Origin of the sequence: Rhodococcus zopfii NBRC 100606 = JCM 9919 (assembly GCF_001895025.1) — a bacterium.
In the GTDB taxonomy this organism is placed as follows: Bacteria; Actinomycetota; Actinomycetes; order Mycobacteriales; family Mycobacteriaceae; genus Rhodococcus; species Rhodococcus zopfii.
This window is the reverse complement of the sequence record NZ_BCXI01000030.1, coordinates 37324-60455: the sequence shown is the minus strand read 5'-3', so window position 1 is coordinate 60455 and position 23132 is coordinate 37324. Positions and strand designations below refer to the sequence as shown.

21 protein-coding genes are annotated in these 23132 nt (G+C 69.7%); 16 read left to right on the top strand and 5 right to left on the bottom strand.

Annotation, left to right across the window (positions count from 1 at the left end; translation table 11 throughout):
- A complete protein-coding gene (locus RZ1_RS18825) occupies positions 1-1056 on the bottom strand; it encodes a ferredoxin--NADP reductase (protein WP_072814022.1) in 1056 nt (351 codons plus the stop codon).
- Between the two features lie 372 nt (positions 1057-1428).
- Here RZ1_RS18825 and mdo point away from each other — a divergent pair, with 372 nt between their 5' ends.
- From mdo to ggt, 5 genes are all read left to right on the top strand, one after another.
- The gene (gene mdo, locus RZ1_RS18820) at positions 1429-2700 is read left to right on the top strand and encodes an NDMA-dependent methanol dehydrogenase (protein WP_072814021.1); all 1272 of its coding nucleotides are present in this window, start codon (positions 1429-1431) and stop codon (positions 2698-2700) included.
- Between the two features lie 121 nt (positions 2701-2821).
- Positions 2822-3922, top strand: a complete 1101-nt coding sequence (locus RZ1_RS18815; protein WP_072814020.1) for a MadB family AAA-type ATPase — start codon at positions 2822-2824, stop codon at positions 3920-3922.
- 10 nt (positions 3923-3932) lie between these two features.
- Positions 3933-5450 carry a MadC family VWA domain-containing protein gene (madC, locus tag RZ1_RS18810; RefSeq protein ID WP_083583779.1) on the top strand — a complete coding sequence of 506 codons (1518 nt, stop codon included), beginning with the start codon at positions 3933-3935 and terminating at the stop codon, positions 5448-5450.
- Between the two features lie 120 nt (positions 5451-5570).
- On the top strand, positions 5571-5810 hold the full coding sequence (locus RZ1_RS18805) for a hypothetical protein (RefSeq protein WP_072814086.1): 240 nt from the start codon (positions 5571-5573) through the stop codon (positions 5808-5810).
- A 60-nt stretch (positions 5811-5870) separates the two neighbouring features.
- A complete protein-coding gene (gene ggt, locus RZ1_RS18800) occupies positions 5871-7829 on the top strand; it encodes a gamma-glutamyltransferase (RefSeq protein WP_218020471.1) in 1959 nt (652 codons plus the stop codon).
- Here ggt and RZ1_RS18795 read toward each other — a convergent pair.
- The gene (locus tag RZ1_RS18795; RefSeq protein WP_072814018.1) at positions 7810-8304 is read right to left on the bottom strand and encodes a hypothetical protein; all 495 of its coding nucleotides are present in this window, start codon (positions 8302-8304) and stop codon (positions 7810-7812) included. The two genes, ggt and RZ1_RS18795, sit on opposite strands and share 20 nt — an antisense overlap.
- 245 nt (positions 8305-8549) lie before the next feature.
- Between RZ1_RS18795 and RZ1_RS18790 the strand changes: the two genes are divergently transcribed.
- From RZ1_RS18790 to RZ1_RS18780, 3 genes are read left to right on the top strand one after another with little or no spacing between them, the layout of a single operon-like run.
- The gene (locus RZ1_RS18790; RefSeq protein ID WP_307718285.1) at positions 8550-9707 is read left to right on the top strand and encodes an iron-containing alcohol dehydrogenase; all 1158 of its coding nucleotides are present in this window, start codon (positions 8550-8552) and stop codon (positions 9705-9707) included.
- Positions 9704-11095, top strand: coding sequence for a MadS family sensor histidine kinase (locus RZ1_RS18785; protein ID WP_072814017.1), 1392 nt, complete (start codon positions 9704-9706; stop codon positions 11093-11095). Before RZ1_RS18790 ends, RZ1_RS18785 begins: the two co-directional genes overlap by 4 nt.
- Positions 11095-11760, top strand: coding sequence for a MadR family response regulator transcription factor (locus RZ1_RS18780; protein WP_072814016.1), 666 nt, complete (start codon positions 11095-11097; stop codon positions 11758-11760). The genes RZ1_RS18785 and RZ1_RS18780 overlap by 1 nt, the downstream gene beginning before the upstream one ends.
- A gap of 67 nt (positions 11761-11827) precedes the next feature.
- Here the strand turns inward: RZ1_RS18780 and RZ1_RS18775 are convergent, their stop codons facing one another.
- Positions 11828-13045, bottom strand: a complete 1218-nt coding sequence (locus RZ1_RS18775) for a lipase family protein (RefSeq protein WP_139281895.1) — start codon at positions 13043-13045, stop codon at positions 11828-11830.
- Between the two features lie 210 nt (positions 13046-13255).
- On the opposite strand from RZ1_RS18775, the gene RZ1_RS18770 reads away from it, so the two are divergent.
- Positions 13256-14161 carry an ABC transporter ATP-binding protein gene (locus RZ1_RS18770; protein ID WP_072814083.1) on the top strand — a complete coding sequence of 302 codons (906 nt, stop codon included), beginning with the start codon at positions 13256-13258 and terminating at the stop codon, positions 14159-14161.
- Positions 14158-15819 (top strand): ABC transporter permease, encoded by a 1662-nt coding sequence (locus RZ1_RS18765; protein ID WP_072814015.1) that lies wholly within the window; start codon positions 14158-14160, stop codon positions 15817-15819. The genes RZ1_RS18770 and RZ1_RS18765 overlap by 4 nt, the downstream gene beginning before the upstream one ends.
- A gap of 70 nt (positions 15820-15889) precedes the next feature.
- Here RZ1_RS18765 and mftM read toward each other — a convergent pair whose 3' ends face one another.
- Both mftM and mftR read right to left on the bottom strand, forming a co-directional pair.
- Positions 15890-16696 carry a mycofactocin oligosaccharide methyltransferase MftM gene (gene mftM / locus RZ1_RS18760; protein ID WP_072814014.1) on the bottom strand — a complete coding sequence of 269 codons (807 nt, stop codon included), beginning with the start codon at positions 16694-16696 and terminating at the stop codon, positions 15890-15892.
- The gene (gene mftR / locus RZ1_RS18755; protein WP_072814013.1) at positions 16693-17322 is read right to left on the bottom strand and encodes a mycofactocin system transcriptional regulator MftR; all 630 of its coding nucleotides are present in this window, start codon (positions 17320-17322) and stop codon (positions 16693-16695) included. The genes mftM and mftR overlap by 4 nt, the downstream gene beginning before the upstream one ends.
- Before the next feature lie 142 nt (positions 17323-17464).
- On the opposite strand from mftR, the gene mftA reads away from it, so the two are divergent.
- The 6 genes from mftA to RZ1_RS18725 are packed head-to-tail and all read left to right on the top strand — an operon-like array spanning position 17465 to position 23129.
- Positions 17465-17560 (top strand): mycofactocin precursor MftA, encoded by a 96-nt coding sequence (gene mftA, locus RZ1_RS18750; protein ID WP_068159438.1) that lies wholly within the window; start codon positions 17465-17467, stop codon positions 17558-17560.
- Between the two features lie 2 nt (positions 17561-17562).
- A complete protein-coding gene (gene mftB, locus RZ1_RS18745; RefSeq protein WP_083583774.1) occupies positions 17563-17862 on the top strand; it encodes a mycofactocin biosynthesis chaperone MftB in 300 nt (99 codons plus the stop codon).
- A 26-nt stretch (positions 17863-17888) separates the two neighbouring features.
- Complete coding sequence (gene mftC, locus RZ1_RS18740) at positions 17889-19133, top strand: mycofactocin radical SAM maturase (RefSeq protein WP_072814011.1); 1245 nt, start codon at positions 17889-17891, stop codon at positions 19131-19133.
- Between the two features lie 19 nt (positions 19134-19152).
- The gene (gene mftD, locus RZ1_RS18735) at positions 19153-20361 is read left to right on the top strand and encodes a pre-mycofactocin synthase MftD (RefSeq protein ID WP_072814010.1); all 1209 of its coding nucleotides are present in this window, start codon (positions 19153-19155) and stop codon (positions 20359-20361) included.
- A 24-nt stretch (positions 20362-20385) separates the two neighbouring features.
- Positions 20386-22284, top strand: a complete 1899-nt coding sequence (locus tag RZ1_RS18730; RefSeq protein ID WP_072814009.1) for a mycofactocin system FadH/OYE family oxidoreductase 1 — start codon at positions 20386-20388, stop codon at positions 22282-22284.
- Positions 22285-22316: 32 nt separating this feature from the next.
- Complete coding sequence (locus tag RZ1_RS18725; protein WP_072814008.1) at positions 22317-23129, top strand: mycofactocin-coupled SDR family oxidoreductase; 813 nt, start codon at positions 22317-22319, stop codon at positions 23127-23129.
- Positions 23130-23132: the final 3 nt, after the last annotated feature.

Genomic DNA, 23132 nt, shown 5'->3' with positions numbered 1-23132 from the left:
TCAGAACTGGATCTTGAGGTTGTCGCTGACCGGCTTGGCCTGGCAGCCCAGGATGTAGCCGGACTCGATGTCCTCGGGGTCGAGGATGTCGCAGTGCTCCATCTCGACCTCACCCTCGAGGACGGTGCACGCGCACGATCCGCACTCGCCTTCCTGGCACGAGTAGGGCACGTCGAGGCCCTTGGCCAGCATGAGGTCGACGAGCGTCTGCTTGCGTGGCCACGCCAGGGTGTGGGTTTCGCCGTCGAGTTCGACCTCGACGGTCGCGGCGTCGGCCGCTTCCTCGTCGCTGATCTCGACCGGGGCGGCGTCGGCGAAGGGGTCGCCGGCGAGCGAGTTGAACACCTCGGCGTGGACCCGGGTGCGGTCCATGCCCGCGGCGTGCAGGGCGGCGTGCACGGTGTCCATGAACGGGCCGGGCCCGCACATGAACGCCTCGTACCCGGTGTACGGCGTGGCGAGGGCGGCGAGCTGGTCGGCGGTGGGCAGGCCCTGCACGGACTCGAGCCAGTGCACGACGGTCAGCCGTGTCGGGTACTTGTCGGCCAGGGCGCGCAGTTCCTCGGCGAAGATGACCGACGCCTCGTCCCGGTTGGCGTAGACGAGCACGACCCGGCCGGAGCCCTGAGTCAGCGCCGACTTGAGGATCGAGATCACCGGGGTGATGCCGCTGCCGGCGCCGAACAGCAGGAAGTCGTGGTCGAGCGACTTCGGGGTGAACACGCCGGACGGGGGGAGCACCTCGATGCGGTCGCCGGGGGAGATCTCGTCGCACAGCCAGTTCGAGCCGTAGCCGTCGACGGTGCGTTTGACGGTGACCTTGGGCGAGTCGTCGGTGAACGGCGAGCTGGCCAGCGAATAGCAGCGCGCTACCGAGCCGGTGCGGTCGCTGGGGATGCGCAGGGTGAGGAACTGTCCGGGCTTGTACTCGAACTTGTCCCGCAGGTCGGCGGGTACCTCGAAGACGAGCGAGCGTGCGTCGGACGTCTCCTCGATGACGGCGGAGACGGTGAGAATCACCGATCGTGAGCCGTGCGGCACCTCGACTGTCGTCATGGGGTGTTTCGTCCTCTCGTCGTGCAGGCTGGGCCTTGGAACGGCTGCGCCTTGGAACAGGTGGTGCGGTCGCCGGCCTGCCCAGCCGAACCCAATCTAGAACGTGTTCTAGTTCAAGGGTAGCAGCCGGACCGGGCGGCAGGGAAACGGTACCGGGCACCCCGCGGCATCGGCATCGCCGTATCCCGGTCGGCGGGACGCGCACCCTGGCCGATCGGGCAGGCGACCGCGCTCGACCGGACGGCTTCGGCGCGCAAACCGGACGGTTCCGGCCCGCAGCTCTTCACTGCCGGGCGGGCGTCCGCCACGGTGGAACCCGGATGAGATGTGGGTCACACACCGTGAACCACCCGGCGACCGAGGAGAGACACGATGGCCATCGAGCTCAATCAGATCTGGGACTTCCCGATCAAGGAGTTCCATCCCTTCCCGCGTGCACTGATGGGTGTCGGTGCACACGACATCATCGGCGTCGAGGCCAAGAACCTCGGATTCAAGCGCGCCCTGCTGATGACGACGGGTCTGCGCGGCTCCGGCATCATCGAGGAGCTGATCGGCAAGATCGAGTACCAGGGTGTCGAGGTCGTCCTCTACGACAAGGTCGAGTCCAACCCCAAGGACTACAACGTGATGGAGGCCGCCGCCCTCTACCAGCAGGAGAAGTGCGACTCGATCATCTCCGTCGGCGGCGGTTCCAGCCACGACGCCGCCAAGGGCGCCCGCGTCGTCATCGCCCACGACGGCCGCAACATCAACGAGTTCGAAGGCTTCGCGAAGTCCACCAACAAGGAGAACCCGCCGCACATCGCCGTCTCCACCACCGCCGGCACCGGCTCGGAGACGTCGTGGGCGTACGTCATCACCGACACCTCCGACATGGACCACCCGCACAAGTGGGTCGGCTTCGACGAGGCGACCATCGTCACCCTCGCCATCGACGATCCGCTGCTGTACTACACCTGCCCCCAGCACTTCACCGCCTACTGCGGATTCGACGTCCTCGCACACGGCTCCGAGCCGTACGTCTCGCGCCTGGACTTCGCACCGTCGCTGGGCAACGCGCTCTACTCGATCGAGCTGGTCGCGAAGAACCTGCGCGAGGCCGTCTTCGAGCCGCGCAACCTCAAGGCCCGCGAAGGCATGATGAACGCCCAGTACATCGCCGCGCAGGCGTTCAACTCCGGTGGTCTGGGCATCGTGCACTCGATCTCGCACGCCGTGTCCGCGTTCTTCGACAGCCACCACGGCCTCAACAACGCGATCGCGCTGCCCCGGGTGTGGGAGTACAACCTGCCCTCGCGGTACGAGCACTACGCCCGCATCGCGACCGCGATGGGCGTCGACACCCGCAACATGACCACCGTGCAGGCCGCCGATGCCGCGGTCGAGGCCGCGATCCGGCTCGCCAAGGACGTCGGGATCCCCGACAACTTCGGATCCGTGCGCACCGACTCGTACGAGAAGAACCAGATGAACACCAAGAAGTACGCGGGTCGCGGTGACACGATCCGCGGCGACGAGAAGACCGTGCGCGCCATCTCCGAGCACATTCAGGGCGACTGGTGCACCCCCGGCAACCCGCGCGAGGTGACGGTCGAATCGATGATCCCGGTCGTCGACCACTGCATCAACCGGTCCTACTGACACTGCATCGACCGGTCCTACGGTCCGACGGATCGATGGACCGACCCCGCAGAACTCGCGCCCGGGGCGGAGTCCCCTGCCCCGCCCCGGGCGCGTTCCGACCGCGCGACAGGAGTACCCGATGACCAGCTTCGCCGACAGGGCCGAACCGACCAGCTTCGCCGACAGTGCCGAACTGAAGGATGCGCTGCGCCGCCACGACTACATCGCCGACGACGAATTCGCCGTCGTCGTGCACCTGGCCACCGTCCTCGACCGGCCGCTGCTGCTCGAAGGACCCGCCGGGGTCGGCAAGACCGAACTCGCCAAGGCTCTCGCAGCGGCCGGCGGACGCAAACTCGTGCGCCTGCAGTGCTACGAGGGCCTCGACGACAGCCGCGCCCTGTACGAATGGGACTACGCCAAACAACTGCTGCACGTGCAGATGCTGCGCGACCGCATCGGCGACCGGCTCGCCGCGTACCCGGACATCGCCGACGCCTCACGCTTCCTCGCCGAGCAGGACTTCGGGCTGTACTCCGAGAGCTTCCTCGCCGTCCGGCCGCTGCTCGAGGCCGTGCTCTCACCCGAGCCGGTGGTGCTGCTCGTCGACGAGGTCGACCGCACCGAGGAATCGATGGAAGCGCTGCTGCTCGAGATCCTCGCCGAACGGCAGATCACCATCCCCGAGGTCGGCACGTTCACGGCGCGCTCGGCGCCCTGGGTGATCCTCACCTCCAACGACACCCGCGAACTGTCCGCCGCCCTGAAACGGCGGTGCCTGCACTACCACGTCGGCTACCCGACTCCCGAACGTGAACGCGAGATCGTCACCGCCCGCGCCCCCGAGGTGCTGCCGGCGACCGCCGCCGAGGTCGTCGAATTCGCCCGCACCCTCCGGGAACTGCCGCTGCGCAAGAGCCCGTCCATCTCCGAGGTCATCGACGCGGCCCGCGCGGCCACCGTCCTGAACGCGCACGCCGGGGACGGTTCGATCCGCGATGTGCGCGACGTTCTGCTCGCGGCGCTGCTCAAGTACACCGGCGACGTCACCCTCGCCCGGACCCGACTCGACGGCGCGCCGGACCCCGCCCCGGCGGTTGCCGGCGAACCGGTCGCCGGCGATCACCCCACGGAACGGGCGACGGTCGCGGCCCGGCCGGCGAACACCACCACCGCGGTGTTCCGGGGTCGCGGTGGTGGGGGAGGCCGCGACACCGCCCGCGTCGGCGCGAGGCGGTGACACCGTGCGTGTGAGTGAACTCGATGCGCATCGCCCCGCGTATCCCCTCGACGTGGTCGCGGCGGTGTTCGCGCGGTTGTTGCGATCCCGCGGGGTCGCCGCCTCACCCGCCGAAACCATCGAGATACGAAGGGTTCTCGGCCTGGTCGGCGCCCGCGACCGCGACGTCCTGCGTGCGGCGTTGCGTGCGGTGTGCGCGAAGTACGCTCACGAGCAGGGCGGATTCGACCGTGCCTTCGACGCACTGTTCCTCCCCGCGACCCCCGCCGCTGTCGACGAGGACGGTCCGCCGCTGCGCGCGCAGTTCGCGGAATCGCTTCCCGCCGCACTGGAAATCGACGACGAGCAGCAACTGGCCCGTTATGCCGAGTACAACGAGCGCGCCGCGGAGGTCGGCGACCGGTTCGACACTCCGGAGGCGGACAAGGGTTTCAACCCGCACAAGGACGACGACGATGTGTCGATGACGTCGACAGACGCGGACCTGTCCGTGGATTCGGGTGCCGACTCGGGACGTCGCGGCGTCACCTACACCGTCGACGTGGACCGTGCCGCGACCGCGACGGTCGGTGACCTGTCGTCGAATCCCGGTGCAGCCGTGTCGGGTTCGCTGTCATGGGACGATCCGGCGTCGATCCTGGCGTGGCTCGACGCCTACGACCCGCACCGCGCCTACGGCGGCGACACCGCCGACGAACAGCTCACCGAAGCACAACTGAACCGGCTCGTCGATGCCGTCGAGGCGTTCGTCGCGGCGCTCGCGCGGGCGGTCGACGCCCCGGTGGACGAACCCTCCGATACGCCGGACGATCCGACGGCCGCGCACCGCGCCGAGATCGACCTGGCCTGTCACGAGGTGCTGCGCCGCATGCGCGGCCCGGCCCGGCCCCGGCCGCGCGAGCGGGCCGCGGGCCGCCTCGATCTGCGCCGCACCGCCCGCGGTTCGATGCGCACCGAGGGGGTGCCGTTCCACCTCGTCGTCCGCTCTCCCCGCCCCGACCGGGTGCGGCTGCTCGTCCTCGCCGACGTGTCGTTGTCCGTGCGGCCTGTCACCGCGTTCACGCTTCGTCTCGCGCAGGCCATGCACGGCCGCGCGCACCGGTGCCGCGTCGTCGCGTTCGTCGACCGGCCCGTCGAGGTGACACAGCAGCTGTTTGCCGGCGGCGGCGACGGCGCGCTGGCGCGGGTGCTCGCGCATCCGGCGGTGGACCTCGAGGCGTCCAGCGACTACGGACGGGTCTTCGACGAACTGCTCACCGACCATGCTGGTCTCCTCGAGTCGCGCACCTCGGTGCTCGTCGTCGGCGACGGTCGCTGTAACGGCCTGCCCGCGCGCACCGACCGTCTCGCGGACCTGCGCCGCCGCGTGCATCGCCTGGCCTGGATCACCCCGGAACCGGAGCGGTACTGGCAGCAGGCGACGTGCGCGATGCCGGACTACGCCCAGGTCTGCGATCGCGTCGTGGTCGCCCGCGACGGAGCGCAACTCCTCGACCGCGCCGCCGAACTCGGACACGCCCTCCGCTGACTCCCTGCCGCCGAATCCGGGTGACGGTTCCCTTCACCCGGATTCGGCGGCGGGGTCCGGGTCCGGGCGATACGGTGCAGACGAAACCCGGTGGCACACCTGTGGGCGGGGGTAGTTGCGATGACCGAGCACACCGTGGCGAAGCGAGTGGTGTCATTGCGGCACGACCTCGGGGCACTCGACCGGCGGGTCGGCGACCTCGTCGAGTCGCTCGAGCTGCTCGACCGGGACCGGGGGGAGGCCGACGAGGCCGCCCGGCGGGAAATGCTCAACATGCTCAGCGACGCTCGCCTCGACCTGCACGCGGCCCGCGACCACATCGAGGCGTTGGCCCGGTACGCTGCCAAGTTCGATCTGTGAGCGTCCGCGCCGAACCGGCCCGGCAACGGATCGGGCGCTGTTAGCGTCGGACGGGTGACGATGCCAGCCGAGGCCCGGCGGGGTATCCGGGCAGCAATCGCCCTGGTGGCCGCCGTCGGAATGCTCGGTGCGTGCACGTCGTCGGCGGACGACGCCCCGCAGGACACGTCCGCCGCGTGCACCGCCGCACCGAACGGCACTCCGCTCGCTGCCTCACCGCCGCCGGCGCAGGAGACCGAGCGCAATCTGTCCACCAACCCGGAGATCGCCACCGGATACCGCGACGGGATGGTTGCGGTGGACGTCGGGGAGTTCGCGGTCTCGACCGCCAATCCCGTCTCGACGGAGGCGGCGTGCGAGGTGCTCCGCGACGGCGGCACCGCAGCGGACGCGCTGGTCGTCGCGCAGACCGTGCTCGGTCTGGTGGAACCGCAGTCCTCCGGGATCGGCGGCGGCGCGTTCCTGATGTACTTCGACGCCGCGACCGGGCAGGTTCAGGCGTACGACGGCCGGGAGACCGCGCCGGCGGCGGCCACCGAGAACTATCTGCGGTGGATCAGCGACACCGACCGCACCGAACCGCTCCCCAACACCCGCGCCAGCGGCCGCTCCATCGGCGTGCCCGGGGTGCTGCGCATGCTCGAGGACGTCCACCGCAGTCACGGAAACACCGGCTGGGCACAGCTTTTCGAGAGGGCGGTGAGGCTCGCCGACGACGGCATCGAGATCAGCGACCGGCTCGCACAGTCCATCGCGGACTCCGCCGCGGACCTCGCCCGGGACGAGGCCGCCGCCGCGTACTTCCTCGAACCGGACGGCGCCCCGAAGACCGAGGGCACCGTCCTCACCAACCCGGCGATGAGCAAGACCCTCGGTGCGATCGCGTCGGGTGGTGCGGACGCCTTCTACACCGGCACCGTCGCGACCGCGATCGTCGACGCCGTCGGCACCGCCTCCGGCGGGCGCACCCCGGGAGCGATGACCGTCGACGACCTCGCCGGGTACCGGGCAACGCAGCGAACCCCGCTGTGCACCCCCTACCGTTCCTACGAGATCTGCGGGATGCCGAATCCGTCGTCGGGCGGGATCGCGGTCGCCGCGACCCTCGGCATCCTCGAGAACTTCGACCTGGCGGAATACCCGCCGGCCGACGTCGACTCGAACGGCGGTGTCCCGGCCGCGCACGCCGTTCACCTGATCTCCGAGGCCGAACGTCTCGCGTACGCGGATCGCGACAAGTACGTCGCCGACTCGGATTTCGTGCCCCTGCCGGGTGGCTCGCCCGACGCACTCCTGGACGACACCTACCTGAAGCAGCGCGCCGCGCTGATCGATCCGGACCGCAGCATGGGGGCCGCACAGCCCGGTGACTTCGGGCCCGTTCAGGTCGGCACACCACCGCAGGTCCCCGAGCACGGAACCAGCCACATCTCCGTCGCCGACCGCTACGGGAACATCGCCGCGATGACCACCACCGTCGAATCGGCCTTCGGGTCATTCCACATGATCGACGGATTCCTCTTGAACAACCAGCTCACCGACTTCGCGACCGTGCCGGTCGGCGAGGACGGCATGCCGGTCGCGAACCGGGTGGAACCCGGCAAGCGCCCGCGCAGTTCGATGTCGCCGACCGTCGTGTTCGAGCGCGCTCCCGACGGCACCCGCGGCGATCCGGTGCTCGTCACCGGATCGCCCGGCGGCTCGGTGATCATCCAATTCGTGGTCAAAACCCTCGTCGGCATGCTGGATTGGGGTCTGGACCCGCAGCAGGCGGTGTCCGCCGTCTCGTTCGGCGCAGCGAACACCCCGGTCACCGGTGTCGGCGGGGAACATCCCGCGATCGACGGGTCCGACGACGGCGCCCACGACCCGCTCGTCGTCGCCCTGCGGGAACGCGGGCACCAGGTGTCGGTCGCGCCGCAGTCCAGCGGACTCAGCGCGCTGTGGCGTGCGGACGGCGGCTGGGTCGGCGGTGCGGATCCGCGCCGGGAAGGTGTGGTCATGGGCGAGCACGGATGAGCGGACGTGCATCCGGTGACGAGCCCTGACGGGCCGGCGGGTACCAGTCCACCACGATGGACCGAGCGCCCGAGCACGCCAGCATGGAGCGCAGGGGGCCCCCGGTGCACAGTTGCCGATCCAATTCCCGTTGCTGCACGCGCACATCGCTGCCGTCGGGCACACCCACGAAGATCTCGACGGGTTCGTGGCTCCGTCCCGCCTCCAGGATCAGCCGTTCCTCGGACACGGTATGAACCGGAACGTCGTCGGCTCCGACCGCGTCCCCGACGACGAGCGCGACACAGTCGGTGTCGTCGTCGCGGTACGCGACCACGCGGCTCCGGCGCGGAGCCGAGTCCAGCGCGTGATCGATCGTCAGGCCGGCCCCGGAATCGAGTGCGGAATCGGCCACGCCGTGATCCGGGTGCAGTGTCCGGGGCAGCATCACCCGTCTCGCGGTCCGGCTGAAGAATCCCGGGGTCGGTACGTTCATGGCTCGGCCTCCTCGCCGCTGTCCCCTCACAGGGGCATTCGGCACCGCGACCGTCCCGGACGAGTCACCTACCCGATCGGGTAGGTACCGGCCCTACCCGTCGACCCGGTGCCCCGGCCGCCCATCCGGCCTACGCTCGGAAGGACCGTAAGCTGGATCACATCGGAACGCCGGGGATCGTCAGGAGTGCTGTAGTGGCCGTCGCCATACCGGAACGTCGGACCGAATCGGGGAGCGCCGGGCAGGTGGAGACACCGACGCTCGCGAAGTTCCATGCCCCCGAGATCGTGTTCGGGGCCGGGTCGCTCGCCGAGGCCGCGCACGCGACCGTGCGGCTCGGCGGCAGCCGGCCGATGCTGGTCACCGACCCCGGGCTCGTCGAGGCCGGATGGGTCGACGAGTTGCGCCACCACCTCGTCGAGCAGGGCCTGACCCCGGTCGTGTGGAGCGAGCTGACCCCGAATCCGAAGGACTTCGAGGTCGCCGCCGGCCACGAGCTGTACCGCGCCGAGGGGTGCGACGTGTTGGTCGGGCTCGGTGGTGGTTCGGTGATCGACGCGGCGAAGGGCATCGCGGTGCTCGCCGCGAACGGCGGCAGCATCCTCGACTACGAGGGCGTGGACCGCGCGCCGCTGCCGATCCCGCCGATGGTGATGGTGCCGTCCACCTCCGGCACCGGCGCGGACGTGTCGCAGTTCTGCGTCGTCACCGACACCACCCGCAACACCAAGATCACCATCATCGGCCGGTCTCTGGTGCCCGACCTGACGGTCATCGACCCGCGGCTGCTCACCACCATGCCGGACGACCTCAACGCCGCGACCGGCCTGGACGCCCTCACCCACGGCATCGAGGCGTTCGTCTCCCGCGCCCACAATCCGCTCACCGACCATCACGCGCTGCGGGCCGTCGCGATGGTCACCGGCACCCTCGTCCACACCATCGACGATCCGCACGAGATGACGCACCGCACCGCCATGGCCCAGGCCAGTCTCGAGGCGGGCCTGGCATTCACCAACGCTATCCTCGGTGCCGCACACGCGATGAGCCACCAGGTCGGCGGCCTGCTCGATCAGCCGCACGGCGTCATCAACGGCGTGCTGCTCCCGCACGTGATCCGGTTCAATGCCGCCGCCGACCCGGCGCCGTTCGCGGCGATCGCCGCGGCGCTCGGCCTGGACGAGCACCGCGGCCCCGAACCGGAGGCCGCGCTCGCCGTCGCCGACCGCGTCGAACGCCTCGCCCGCGAGGTCGGTGTGCCGCGGGGGCTGCGGGAACTCGGTGTGCGAGAACGGGATCTGACCCGGCTGGCGGAGGGGGCCCTCCGCGACGCGTGCATGTCCACCAACCCACGCGCGGCGACCCACGAACAGATGGTCGCGCTGTTCCGGGCGGCGCTGTGAACCCCGCCGCCCCCGACCTGTCCCAGCTCACCGGCCTGCGGTCCGGCAAGTCCACGTTCTATCCGCAGTACCGCGGCGCCGCCGAACGACTCGAGCGGGTCGTGCACGCCCTCGAACTCATCTCGCGGGCGCTCGTGCGGACCGTCGAGGGACCCGAAACGCTGATCTGTGCGGTCGCCGAGGCCGCCCGCGCGCACCTGAGTGCCCGCTGGGTGGTCTTCGCGCTCACCGACGGCATGCTGCCCGACGCCGGACCTCGCCGTCTCGTGCTCGGACCCGACGCCACCCCGTTCCTCGTCGACAATGTCGAGGGGCCACCGCTGCCCGACGAGGTCGTGCGCTGCCTCGACGACATCCGCGGCGGCACCGTCGACCGTGATCCGGTCGTCGACGCTCATCACGCGTTCGTGCCGATCGTCCTCGGAGGTGGGGTCGCCGGTGCCATCGCGGCATGGACACCGGAGCATCGGACCCTCGACGCCACCGATCGCGCGGTGCTGTCCATCCTGGCCAGTCAAACCGCCGTGGCCCTGCAGAATTCGGCACTGTATCAACGGGGGCAGTTGCTGCTCGAGCGCGCCGAGGAAGCCTACCGGGAAGCCAACCGGGCCGCGGCCGACCTGCAGTCGCGCAACGCCGAACTCGAAGCGACCCTGCGCGAACTGGAACGGACCCAACGGCAGCTCGGCGCCGCCCACCGGCATCAGGCGCTCGACGAGGAACGGCACCGGATCGCCCGCGAACTGCACGACAGTGTCACGCAGGCCGTGCTGTCGGCGGGCATGCAGATCGAGGTGTGCCGCAGCGACATTCCCGACAGCGAACGTTCCGGACGTCTGGACCTGGCGAAGGAGCTGACGCGCCGGGCCGTCGAACAGTTGCGGTCGGCGATCTACGCGCTCAACCACCCGTCGGATGCGGATCGGTCGTCGCTGCCGGAGATGCTCGAGCAGCTCCGGGTGGCGCACACCCCCGGTGAACTCGATATCGCGATCCGGGTCGGCGGCACCCCCGTCGAACTGTCCGGCGACGTCGAACACGCGTTGCTGCGAATCGCGGGGGAGGCGCTGTTCAACGCCGTCGTGCACGCGAACGCGACCCGCGCCGTCCTCCGGCTGACGTACGGGCCCGAGTCGGTGCTGCTGTCGGTTGCCGACGACGGCGACGGCGACCCCGCCCGCATCCGGGTGATGCTGCGGCTGGCCGCCGGCAGTGACCTCGACGGCCGGCACCGCGGCCTGGCGAACATGCAGGCGCGTGCCCACGAGTTCGGCGGCCGGCTCGAGGTGCGCAGGGCCCGGATCGGGGGAGTCCGGGTCGCGGTGCGCATACCCGTGCCGAAAAGCTTTCCGCAGGAAGCGGATACGGTGAGAACAGGAGACCAGTGATGACGGTGACACCGCCGCGGACCCGTCGGGACACCGTGCGGATCGTGCTCGTCGACGACCACGCGATTCTCCGTCAGGGATTGCGGTCGATCCTCGACCGGGAACCCGACCTCGAGGTCGTCGGGGAGGCATCCGCGGAGGACGAAGCACTCGTCCTCGTCGACCGGATGCGTCCCGACATCGTCCTGATGGACCTGAAGCTCTCGGCCGGATCGGACTACGAGGGGTTGACGCTGTGCAGCCAGTTGTCCGCCGCGCATCCCGGGCTCGGCCTGCTCGTGCTCACCACCTTCCTCGACGAGCAGCTCGTCGTGCGGGCCGTGCACGCCGGTGCGCGGGGGTATGTCGTCAAGGACGTCGACACGACCGAACTGGTCCGCGCGATCCGTGCGGTCTCCCGCGGCGAGAGCGCATTCGACTCGCGCAGCGCCGCGGCGGTGGTGCGCACGCTCAGCGGCAAGGTCGCGCCGACCGAGCAGCTCACCGACCGTGAGCTCGAGGTGCTGCGATTGCTCGCCGCCGGCCTGTCGAATGCGAAGATCGGTGAACAGCTGTTCATTTCGGCCACGACGGTCAAGTTCCACGTGAGCAACATCATGCGCAAGCTCGGTGTCGGCCGTCGTGCCGAGGCGGTGTACGCGGCGAGCAAGCGAGGGCTCATCTGACGAGTTCGACGGGGACCTGGTGGTTCCTTCGGGCTGCTCGGGCCGCCCGAAGGAACCACGGGTGCGGTCAGCAGGTGCGGGGGGTTTCCTCTCCCGCGAAACGCTTGGTCAGGAAGTCCGCCGCCTGCCCGAGCCCGAGCACCGCCGCCGACATGTGGTCGGGGGTGGGAGTCTCCAGGCTCTGGACGTGCGCACCCGCCGCGCAGTACCGGGCGAGCGTTGCGACGATCGAATCCACCGGGATCAGCGCGTCGGTGGGGCTGTGCCATTCGAAGATGGGCATGTCCGGGACACCCGGGAAGTACTCGAGGCTGTTCTCGTCGGCGACGGCGAGCGCGCCCGGTTCGTCGGTCAACCGGCTGATCGGGCTGACCTGCGGCAGGCTTCCGCCCGCGCCGATCCGCAGGATGTCGTTGGTGCATGCGGCGGTGAGCCCGTCGCGCATCGCGAGCCCGGCGGGGGTGAGCTGCCCGCTGAGGTTGATGCGGTCGGGGTATTCGCGTTCGAGTCCGAGGGCCGCGGCGAATGCGAGACCGAACACCGGGTGCGGCTCGGTGCCGATACCGTCGGCCATCTTCCGCAGGTTCATCGGGACACCGCCCATCGCGGCCCCGACGATGTTGAGTTCGGGGGCGTAGCTCGGTGCGAGCGCGGCCGCCCACCCCGTGGCCATTCCGCCGCCGGAATACCCGGCGAGCGCGACCGGGCTGTTCGCGACCTGAAGTTCCGGCGCACGCTGCACGGCCCGGATGCCGTCGAGCGTGATCTGGCCGCCCAGCTTGGCGGCTCCATATGCGCTGGTCGGTCCGAGATGGTCCGGAATCGCCACCGTCCAGCCGCGCTGCAGGGCGACGTTCAATCCGGCGGCCTCGCGGATCGCCAGATTCGGATCGGTGGTCCACAGCGTCTGCGACGGTGCGCACTGCGGGCCGAGTGCGTTGATCACGTGCTGGAACGACAGCAGCGGCCCGTCGGGGGCCTTGCCGACGGGCGCGAGCACGGTGGTCACCGCGGTGATCGGATCACCCTGCGAATTCGTGGAGCGGAAGCTGATCTGCCAGGCGTCGGCCCCGACGATCTCCGCCGGGGTGGGCATCCGCCGGATACCGACGATGTCGCCCGGTGCCGAGGGGTAGGCCTCCGCGGCGGCACGATAGAACGGATCGGCCGGCAGCGGCGGGTAGAGGGGTGCGGCGCCGGCCGGGCCGGTGGATGTGACGGCGGCGAACGCCGCTGCGGCGCACACGGCCGCTGTCAGAATTCCACGGCGAAGTCGGATACGCACAGGACAACCTCCACAGACGAACACCCCGGCAAGAAGTGACGGGATACAACGGTTCGTTACATTACCGACCCTCGATCACAGCTTGTTACAAGCCGGGCGCCGGAGGCTCGACTCGTTACCGAACGGACACCACCCCGGTCGCGCTGCGCGGCGATCCCGCATCGCTGTGTCGAACCCGGCACCGCCGTGTTCCGGAGTAACGTCCGGGACATGACGACGGCCCTCAGCGCAGTTCAACTCGTCAAATCGTTCGGGTCGACCCGGGCACTCGACGAACTCGACCTGGAGGTGCGCCGCGGGGAGGTGCACGGCTTCCTGGGACCCAACGGCGCAGGCAAATCCACCACCATCCGCATTCTGCTCGGTTTGCTGCGCGCCGACTCCGGCCGGGTGGAACTGCTCGGCAAGGACCCGTGGCGCGACTCCGTCGACCTGCACCGGCGGCTGGCATACGTGCCGGGCGAGGTGAACCTCTGGCCCAACCTGACCGGTGGCGAGGCCATCGACCTGCTGGCGGGGCTGCGCGGGGGCATCGACGAGCGCCGCCGCGCCGACCTCCTGGACAGATTCGACCTCGATCCCACCAAGAAGGCCCGCACCTATTCGAAGGGAAACCGGCAGAAGGTCGCGATCGTCGCCGCGCTGTCCTCGGACGTGGAACTGTTCCTGTTCGACGAGCCCACCTCCGGACTGGATCCGCTCAAGGACGAGGTGTTCCGGGACTGCGTGCGCGAAGCCGTCGCCGACGGCCGATCGGTGCTGTTGTCCAGCCACACCCTGTCCGAGGTCGAGGCGCTCTGCGATCGGGTCACGATCATCCGGCGGGGGCGCACGGTCGAATCGGGAACGCTGAGCGAACTGCGGCACCTGACCCGCACCTCGATCCGAGCCGAGACTGCCCGCCCCGCAGCCGGTTTCGGTGAGCATCCCGGCGTCCACGACCTCGAAATCGACGGATTGCGGGTGCGCTGCGAGGTCGACACCGCGCAACTCGACGAGGTGCTGCGACGCCTCCTCGACTACCAGCTGACATCGCTGACCTGCACTCCACCCACGCTGGAGGAGCTGTTCCTGCGGCACTACGGGGACGAGGTACCCGGCGGGAGTGGGCGATGACCACCGTCACGACCGGCAGACACCCGAACCCCGCCTACGCCGGCACCGGCAGGCTGATCCGCCTGGCGCTGCGCCGCGACCGCCTCCAGGTACCGGTGTGGCTGGTGGCGTTCGCCGTCGTCTACGCGGTGTCGGTGTGGAGTCTGAAGGACCTGTACCCGACATCGAACGACCTGCATCTGATCGCGGTCAGTTCCGCGGTCTCCCCGGTGGTGCTCGCGACCAACGGGCTGGTGTCGGGCGACAGCCTCGGTGCGGTTGTCGCCGCGCAGGCCCTGCTGTTCCTCGCGCTCGCCGCCGGACTGATGAACTCCATGATGGTCGTCCGGCACACCCGCCAGAACGAGGAGACCGGTCGCGCGGAACTGGTCGGCGCGGCCGTCGTCGGCCGCCGGGCCATGCTCACGGCGGCGCTGCTGGTCGCCCTCGCCACCGACGTCGTGCTCGTGGTGCTGATCGCCGCGATCTCCGCCGCGTTCGGCCTGCCCGTCGGCGGCTCGGTGGCGATCGGAGCCGCGACGGGCGCAGCCGGGCTCGCCTTCGCCGGGATCGGCGCGGTGACGGCGCAGGTCACACAGGGCTCCCGCGCCGCGAACGGACTCGCCGGCGCCGCACTCGGCCTGTCGTTCCTGTTGCGCGCGGTCGGGGACAGCACCGGCAGCGTCGACGAGAGCGGTGTCCGGGTCACCAGCTCGTGGCCCTCGTGGCTCACTCCGATCGGCTGGGCGCAGCAGGTCCGGCCGTTCGACACCGACAGCTGGTGGGTGTTCGCGATCTTCGCGGTGTTCCTCGTCGCGATCGTGTGGCTCGCCTATGCCTTGACCGGGCGACGCGATCACGGTGCCGGACTCGTGCAGCCGCGGCCGGGCCCACCCAGGGCCGCCCCGCGCCTGCCGACCGCCCTCGGGTTCGCGTGGCGCATGCAACGCACCACGCTGCTGTGGTGGGCCCTGGGCATCGCGGTGCTCGCGGCGACGTACGGCAGCGTCGCGGACGAGATGGACAACTTCCTCGACGAGGGCGGCGCGGTCGCCGACATGATGACCCAGCTCGGCGGTGGGGCCAAGGCGCTCACCGACGCCTACTTCGCGGTGATCTTCCTGATGATGTCGTTCTTCACCGCCGCGTATGCGGTGCAGTCGGTGTTGCGCATGCACGGGGAGGAGGCGTCGGGCCGCGTCGAACCGCTGTTGTCGACCGCGTTGAGCCGCACCCGATGGATGTTGTCCCACATCGCGGTGGTCGTCGGCGGAATCGTGGTTCTGCACGTGATTCTCGGTGTGGTCGTCGCGATCACGTACGGCATCGCGATCGGTGACCTCGGCGGTCCGCTCGGCAGTCTGCTGCCGGCGGCGCTCGCGTTCGTCCCGGCCGTGCTGCTGGTCGCGGCGACGGCGATCCTGTGTGTCGGCGCCCTTCCCCACCGTGCGGGGAGCGTCGCGTGGGGGCTGTTCGCGGTGTGGATGCTCATCGGTCAGATCGGCCCGCTCCTGAACCTGCCGCAGTGGGTGATGGATCTGTCGCCGTTCGTTCACGTGCCGGCGCTGCCGGCGGCCGACCTGCGAGCCCTACCGTTGATCGTGCTCACCGTCGTGGCGGTGTTGCTCGCCGCTGCCGGCGTGGCGGCACTGCGTCGGCGCGACATCGCCGTGCAGTGACGGCGTCGTGTTCTGTGTGGAATTGTGTTTGCGTGGCGGGCACAATTCCACACAGAACGGTCGGACGACGTCACGCGTCGAGCACCAACCACCCGCCGTGATGTTCGAACACCTCGAAGTCCCGGCCCGTGGATTCCCCGAGTCGGCGCAGCGCGTCGAGGTCGAAGGTGCGCACGTGGCCGTGGCACGCGGTGGCCTCGTCCTCGAACGGCACCGCGATCACCACCCGCGCCCGGGCGATGCGCAGCGCTTCCGCGACGACGGCCGCGCCGATCGTGTCGTCGACGTGTTCGAGCAGGTGGATCGCGGTGACCGTGTCGGCGCTGCCATCGGGGACCGGCACGTGTGCGGCGTCGCAGACGAGGGTGTCGACGGACAGGCCCAGCCGGGGGGCGACGGCGTCGAGCAGGGACATGGTTCCGGGGAGGATGTCGGTGGCGGTCACGGGTGTACCGGCGCGGGCCAGCCGCAGCGGCAGGAACCCGAAGCAGGACCCGAGATCGAGTACCCGACCGCGGACCAGTTCGGCGGCCTTGTCGTGGATGGGTGCGAAATCCGCTGTGCCGTCGAGAAGTTCACCAAGGGAGTTGTGGTAGTAGGTGACCCAGGCATCGAGCGGGTCGGGGACGGTCGAGCGCACCAGCCCGACCATCGTCAGCTCGAACTCGTCCTGGCCGAAGTCGGCGTCCTCGATGGAGGCGGTGACGCCGGCGACGAGCCGTTCGCTGAGTTCGTCGGGACCGAGTGAGTGCGTCACATGCAGGCGGCCGTCGTTGCGCCGCAACGTCACCGGCCCCGATTCGATGCGTTCGACGGTGACGTGGTCGTGCGTCCAGCGTCCGGGAGTGCAGGGGGCGAGGGAATCGAGCACGCTCATGACACAGCCTCGTTCGGTGGGATGGCCGGGGAATTGAGCCCACTGTAGAGCGTGTGCATCCCCGAGGCCAGCAGGTCGGACAGTTCGGCGGAATCGTCGGCGAGCCACTGCTCGTACGCCGAGACCGCCACGGCGAGCATGAGATAGCCGACGGTGCGCGGGAAGTGATCGTCGAGCGAGGTGCCGGTGCGGTGCGCGACGAACTCGGCGATGACCTGCCGCCACCCCTGGTACATCACCGACGAATACGCCTGCAGCGTCGGGTTGCGCAGGATCAGCTCCATACGGGCGCGGTGCCGCTCGGCCTCGGACTCGGGAAAGGTGTTGAAGTTCAGGAGTGCCGACCTCAGGGCCTCGGCGAGCGGCATGTCGCGGGGGAGTTCCGACAGGTGGGCGCGCATGTGTGCGAGGTGCTCGTCGAAATCTCCCCACGGCACCGCGTTCTTGGACGGGAAGTAGCGGAAGAACGTGCGGCGTGCGATCCCGGCGGCCTCGGCGATCTCGTCGACGCTGGTCTCGTCGAAGCCGCGTTCGCGGAACAGTTCGATGCCGACGGCGCTGAGTCCCTCTCGCGAAGTGGAGGGGCGCCGACCTGTCCGAGCGGACGGTTTCCGGCGGCTACGCATGTTTCCCTCGATCCATGGATGACATTCTGCACTCGATGCCATTACAGTGGTGAACCGAGTCACAGCGCAAGTCCGGCTGTGGCCTCCGGCTCCCGCTGTGGAGTGCACGAACTGTGGTGAAGAACGAACCGAGGAGGAAAACATGTCCGATCGTGACAACGCGGTGATCGAGTCCGAGCTCATCGAGGAGTCCCTCGTGGAAGAGGTCTCCATCGACGGTATGTGCGGCGTGTACTGATCATGACCGCACCCGGAGCCACCGCCGTGGCAACTGCACAGTTCGATCCGGGCGCCACGTGGCGGCTCCACCCGCAGGTAGCGCTTCGCCCCGAGCCGTTCGGGGCGTTGCTCTACCACTTCGGCACCCGCAAGCTGTCGTTCCTGAAGAACACCGTGATCGTCGAGGTCGTCCGCTCGCTGGGCGAGCACGACTCGGTGCGGGATGCGTTGCGCGCCCACGGGATCGACGAGAACGCCGAGCGGCCCTATGTGCGTGCCCTCGGCACGCTGGCCGACTCCCACATGATCGTCCCCGCCTGACGCCCCGACCCCAGCAAGGACCCGCTATGACGTCTCTGCTCGAACCGCCCGTCACCACCGCGCCCCCGAAGGTCGGCCGTCTCGTCGACCAGTTCGAAAAGGGCCTCGACGCCCCGATCTGCCTGACCTGGGAACTGACCTACGCCTGCAACCTGTCGTGCGTGCACTGCCTGTCCTCGTCCGGTAAACGCGACCCGAACGAACTGTCGACCGAGCAGTGCAAGGCGATCATCGACGAGCTGCAGCGCATGCAGGTCTTCTACGTCAACATCGGGGGCGGCGAACCCACCGTGCGCTCGGACTTCTGGGAGCTGGTCGACTACGCCACCGAGCACCAGGTGGGCGTGAAATTCTCCACCAACGGTGTACGCATCGACAAGAAGGTCGCGGCGCGTCTGGCCGCGTCCGACTACGTCGACGTGCAGATCTCCCTCGACGGCGCGACCGCCGAGGTCAACGACGCGGTCCGCGGACCGGGCTCGTTCGCGATGGCCGTGCGCGCGCTGGAGAACCTGTCCGAGGCCGGGTTCCGCGACGCCAAGATCTCCGTCGTCGTCACTCGCGAGAACGTCGACCAGCTCGACGAATTCAAGGCACTCGCCGACAAATACGGTGCGACCCTGCGCATCACGCGGCTGCGTCCGTCCGGGCGTGCGGTGGATGTGTGGGACGACCTGCACCCCACCCACGAACAGCAGCGGCAGCTCTACGACTGGCTCGTCGCGCACGGCGAGGGTGTGCTCACCGGCGATTCGTTCTTCCACCTGTCCGCATTCGGGGGTCAGAGCGGTGCAGGTGCCCTGCCGGGGCTGAACCTGTGCGGCGCGGGCCGGGTGGTGTGCCTGATCGACCCGGTCGGCGACGTCTACGCCTGCCCGTTCGCGATCCACGACAACTTCCATGCCGGCAACATCCTCACCGACGGTGGATTCGCCTCGGTCTGGAAGAACTCGGACCTGTTCCGTGAGCTGCGCGAACCGCAATCGGCCGGCGCGTGCGCGTCGTGCAACTTCTTCGACGCGTGCCGCGGCGGCTGCATGGCCGCGAAGTTCTTCACCGGTCTGCCCATGGACGGCCCGGACCCCGAATGCGTCCAGGGCTACGGGCAGCCGGCGCTCGAGGGCGATCGCACCGTGCCGCAGTCCAGCGTCGACCACTCACGCACCGGCAAGCGCGCCGAGCGCCGCACCCCGCAGGCGCCGGTTCCGCTGACCCTGCTCACCAAGCCCCCCGCCAAGTTCTGCGACGAAAATCCGCTCGCAGGCCTGTAATTCGAGGAGACCACAGACCATGGCCAAGCCATCCTGGCTGAAGAACCCGTGGGCGCAGGACCCCTGGTTCGAGACCGTCGCCGTCGCTCAGGAACGCGCCCGCAAGCGGCTGCCGAAATCTGTCTACGGTGCGCTCGTCGCCGGCTCCGAAGCCGGCCTGACGGTCGACGACAACACCGCCGCGTTCCGGGAACTCGGGTTCGCCCCGCACGTCGCCGGACTGTCGGACAAGCGGGAGATGAGCACGACCATCCTCGGGCAGCACGTGTCACTGCCGGTGATGATCTCCCCGACCGGGGTGCAGGCCGTGCACCCCGACGGTGAGGTCGCCGTCGCACGGGCCGCCGCCGCCCGCGGGACCGCGATGGGTCTGAGCTCGTTCGCGAGCAAGTCCGTCGAAGAGGTCGCAGCCGTCAACGACAAGACCTTCTTCCAGATGTACTGGGTCGGCAGCCGCGACGTCCTGGTCCAGCGCATGGAACGGGCCCGCGCCGCCGGCGCCAAGGGCTTGATCATGACCCTGGACTGGTCGTTCTCCAACGGGCGTGACTGGGGAAGCCCGGCCATCCCCGAGCGGATGAACCTCGACGCGATGATCAAGTTCGCGCCCGAGGGCATCTTCCGCCCGAAGTGGATGCTGCAGTGGGCGAAGTCTCTCGGTCTGCCGGATCTGACGACGCCGAACCTCACCCCGCCCGGTGGCGCGGCGCCCACCTTCTTCGGTGCGTACGGGGAGTGGATGGGCACCCCGCTGCCCACCTGGGAGGACGTGGCGTGGCTGCGGGAGCAGTGGGGTGATGCTCCGTTCATGCTCAAGGGCGTGATGCGTGTCGACGACGCCAAGCGCGCCGTCGACGCCGGTGTCACCGCGATCTCGGTGTCCAACCACGGCGGCAACAACCTCGACGGCACCCCGGCGCCGATCCGGGCGCTGCCGGCGATCGCTGAAGCGGTCGGCAAGGACGTCGAGGTGCTGCTCGACGGTGGTATCCGCCGCGGCAGCGACGTCGTCAAGGCCGTTGCGTTGGGTGCCAGGGCGGTGCTCATCGGCCGTGCCTACCTGTGGGGTCTGGCCGCGAACGGTCAGGCAGGCGTCGAGAATGTTCTCGACATCCTCAGCGGCGGAATCGGTTCCGCGCTGTTGGGTCTTGGCAAGACCTCGATCCACGAGCTCACCCCGGACGACGTGGTCGTGCCCGACGGATTCCGCCGGGACCTCGGTATCTGACCGGGGCCGGACGCACGAGGCCCCGTGCTCACCGTCCCGATCACCCTCGCCGGACGCACCGCCCCGGCGAGGGTGATCTTCGGTCCACACGAAACGAATCTTGCTGCGGGACGAGAGCTCTCGCGTCGACATGTCGACTACTACGCGCGGCGCGCCCGTGGCGGCGCGGGCATCGTCGTCACCGAGGTCGCGTCGGTGCACCCCGCCGACCATCCTTACGAGCGGGCGCCGCTGGCCGCGGACTGCGCCGCCGGCTGGGCCGAGACGGTCGCCGCGTGCCGCCCGTACGGCACGCTCGTGCTCGCCGGGCTCGGCCACACCGGGCTGCAGGGCTCGAGCGCCTGGACCCGGTCTCCGCTGAACGCGCCGTCTCGGGTTCCGGATCCGGCGACCCGCGAAATGCCCGCCGAGATGAGCGCGGCCGATATCGCCGCGGTGCTCGACGGCTTCCGCCGAGCCACCGCGACCGCGGTCGCCGCCGGTGTCGACGGCATCGAACTCGACGCCGGCCCCACCTCGCTGCTGCGGCAGTTCCTGTCCGGGCTGACCAACCTGCGTTCGGACCGCTACGGGACCGACCGGACCCTGCTGCTGCGCCGCGTGATTGCCACCGTCCGAGGCGAACTCGGCGCCGGGAGGATTCTCGCGTTGCGGCTCAGCTGCGACGAGAGTGCGCCGTGGGCCGGGATCACTCCGGACCTCGCCGCCGGGCACGCAGCCGAGTTCGCCCCGCACCTGGATCTGCTCACCGTGGTGCGCGGCGGCCTGTTCACGCCCGGCACGTATCGTCCCGACGCGCACACCCCGCCCGGATTCAACGCTGAACTCTGCCGCCGCATCCGTGACGCCGTCGCCGGGGCAGTGCCGATTGTGCTGCAGGGCAGCATCGTCGACGCGGAGCACGCCCAGGGCATGCTCGACGACGGTGTCTGCGATGCCGTCGAGATGACCCGTGCGCAGATCGCCGACCCGGACCTCGTCGCGACCGTCCGCGACGGGCGGACCCCGCGACCGTGCGTGTTGTGCAACCAGGCGTGCCTCGTACGGGACTTCCACAACCCGGTCGTCGGGTGCATCGGCAATCCGGAGGCCGGGCACGAGTCCGAGAACTCCGCGCCGCCGTCCGGCCGGATCCGCGACGTCCTCGTCGTCGGCGGGGGCCCCGCCGGTCTCGAGGCGGCCCGCGCCCTCGCCGCGCGCGGCCACCGCGTCCAGCTCCGTGAGCGTGCCGACCGGTGCGGCGGCATGCTGCGGACCGCGGCGGTCGGCGCCGGACGCGACCGCCTCGCGATCCTCGTGGACTGGCTCGAGGACCGGTGCCGCGACGGTGGGGTGGATCTGCGCACCGGCACCACCGTCACCGCCGCCGACCTCGACGACGCCCACGCCGCCGGCGCCGCGATCGTGCTCGCGACCGGCAGCCGGCCCCGGCCTCCGGGCTTCCCGGTCGCTGCCGGTACCGGCTGCTACACCACCGCGAGCCGGGTTCTGGGGCATCCGCCGGCGCAGCCGCGGGAGGTCCTGGTGTGGGACCCGGTCGGCGGGCCCGTTGCGGTCGCGGTGGCCGAGCGGCTGGCCGCGCTCGGCCACAGGGTGCACTACGCGACGTGCGATCCCATCGCCGGATCGCGGCTCGCCCCCACCGGCGACCTGGTCGACGCGAACGCGCGGCTGCTCCGGGCCGGCATCACCCGGCATCTCGGTGTCACGGTGCGTGCCGTCGAGCCGACCGGTGTGCACCTCGAACACCCGGTCACAGGGGAGCGGACCACCGTGCCGGGCGCCCTGCTCGTCGACTGCTCACCGGGATGGCCGGATGACAAACTCGCCGATGTGGGGCGCAATGGAATAGGTGACTGCGTCGCACCACGGACGGTGCGGGAGGCGATCCTGGAAGGGTATCGTCTCGCCGCAGAACTGTAATCGGTTTCACTGCGAATCGAAGGGAACGCCACATGGGCGAGTTCGACGGCAAGGTCGTCTTCATCACGGGTATCGCACGCGGTCAAGGCCGTAACCACGCGTTGCGTTTCGCGCGGGAAGGCGCTTCGATCATCGGCGTCGACGTCGCGGGACCGGTCTCGGAGTACATCTCCTACGACCAGGCCACCCGGGACGACTTCGACGAGACCGTCCGGCTCGTCGAGGAAACCGGCGGCAAGATCGTCGCCCGCATCGCCGACGTGCGCGACAGCGCGGCGCTCGAGGCGGCCGTCGACGAGGGTGTCGCCCAGTTCGGTCGCCTCGACGTCGTGGTCGCCAACGCGGGCATCTGCTCGTGGAACCGCTTCTGGGAAATGCCGGACGAGCAGTTCGAGGAACTGATCGACATCAACCTGACCGGCGTCTTCAAGACCCTCAAGGCCGCCGCCCCCGCGATGATCGAGGCAGGCAACGGCGGATCGATCATTCTCGTCAGCTCGGTCGCGGGCCTCAAGGCCATGCCCGGTCAGATCAACTATGCCGCAGCAAAATTCGGGCTCGTCGGGATGACGCAGACCGCGGCGAAGGAACTGGGCGAGTACCGTATCCGCGTCAACTCGATCCACCCGTACGGCGTCAACACACCGATGGGCACCGATCCGGGCGCGCTGAAGATGTTCGAGAAGTTCCCGCACTGGCTCCCCAGCTTCGCGCCCATCCTCACCGAGAAGCCGATCGCCGATCCCGACGACACGTCCGACGCGGTGCTGTTCCTCGCGAGCGACCGTGCCAAGACCATCACGGGCAGCCAGATGGCGCTCGATCAGGGCAACTCGAAGGTCTGATCG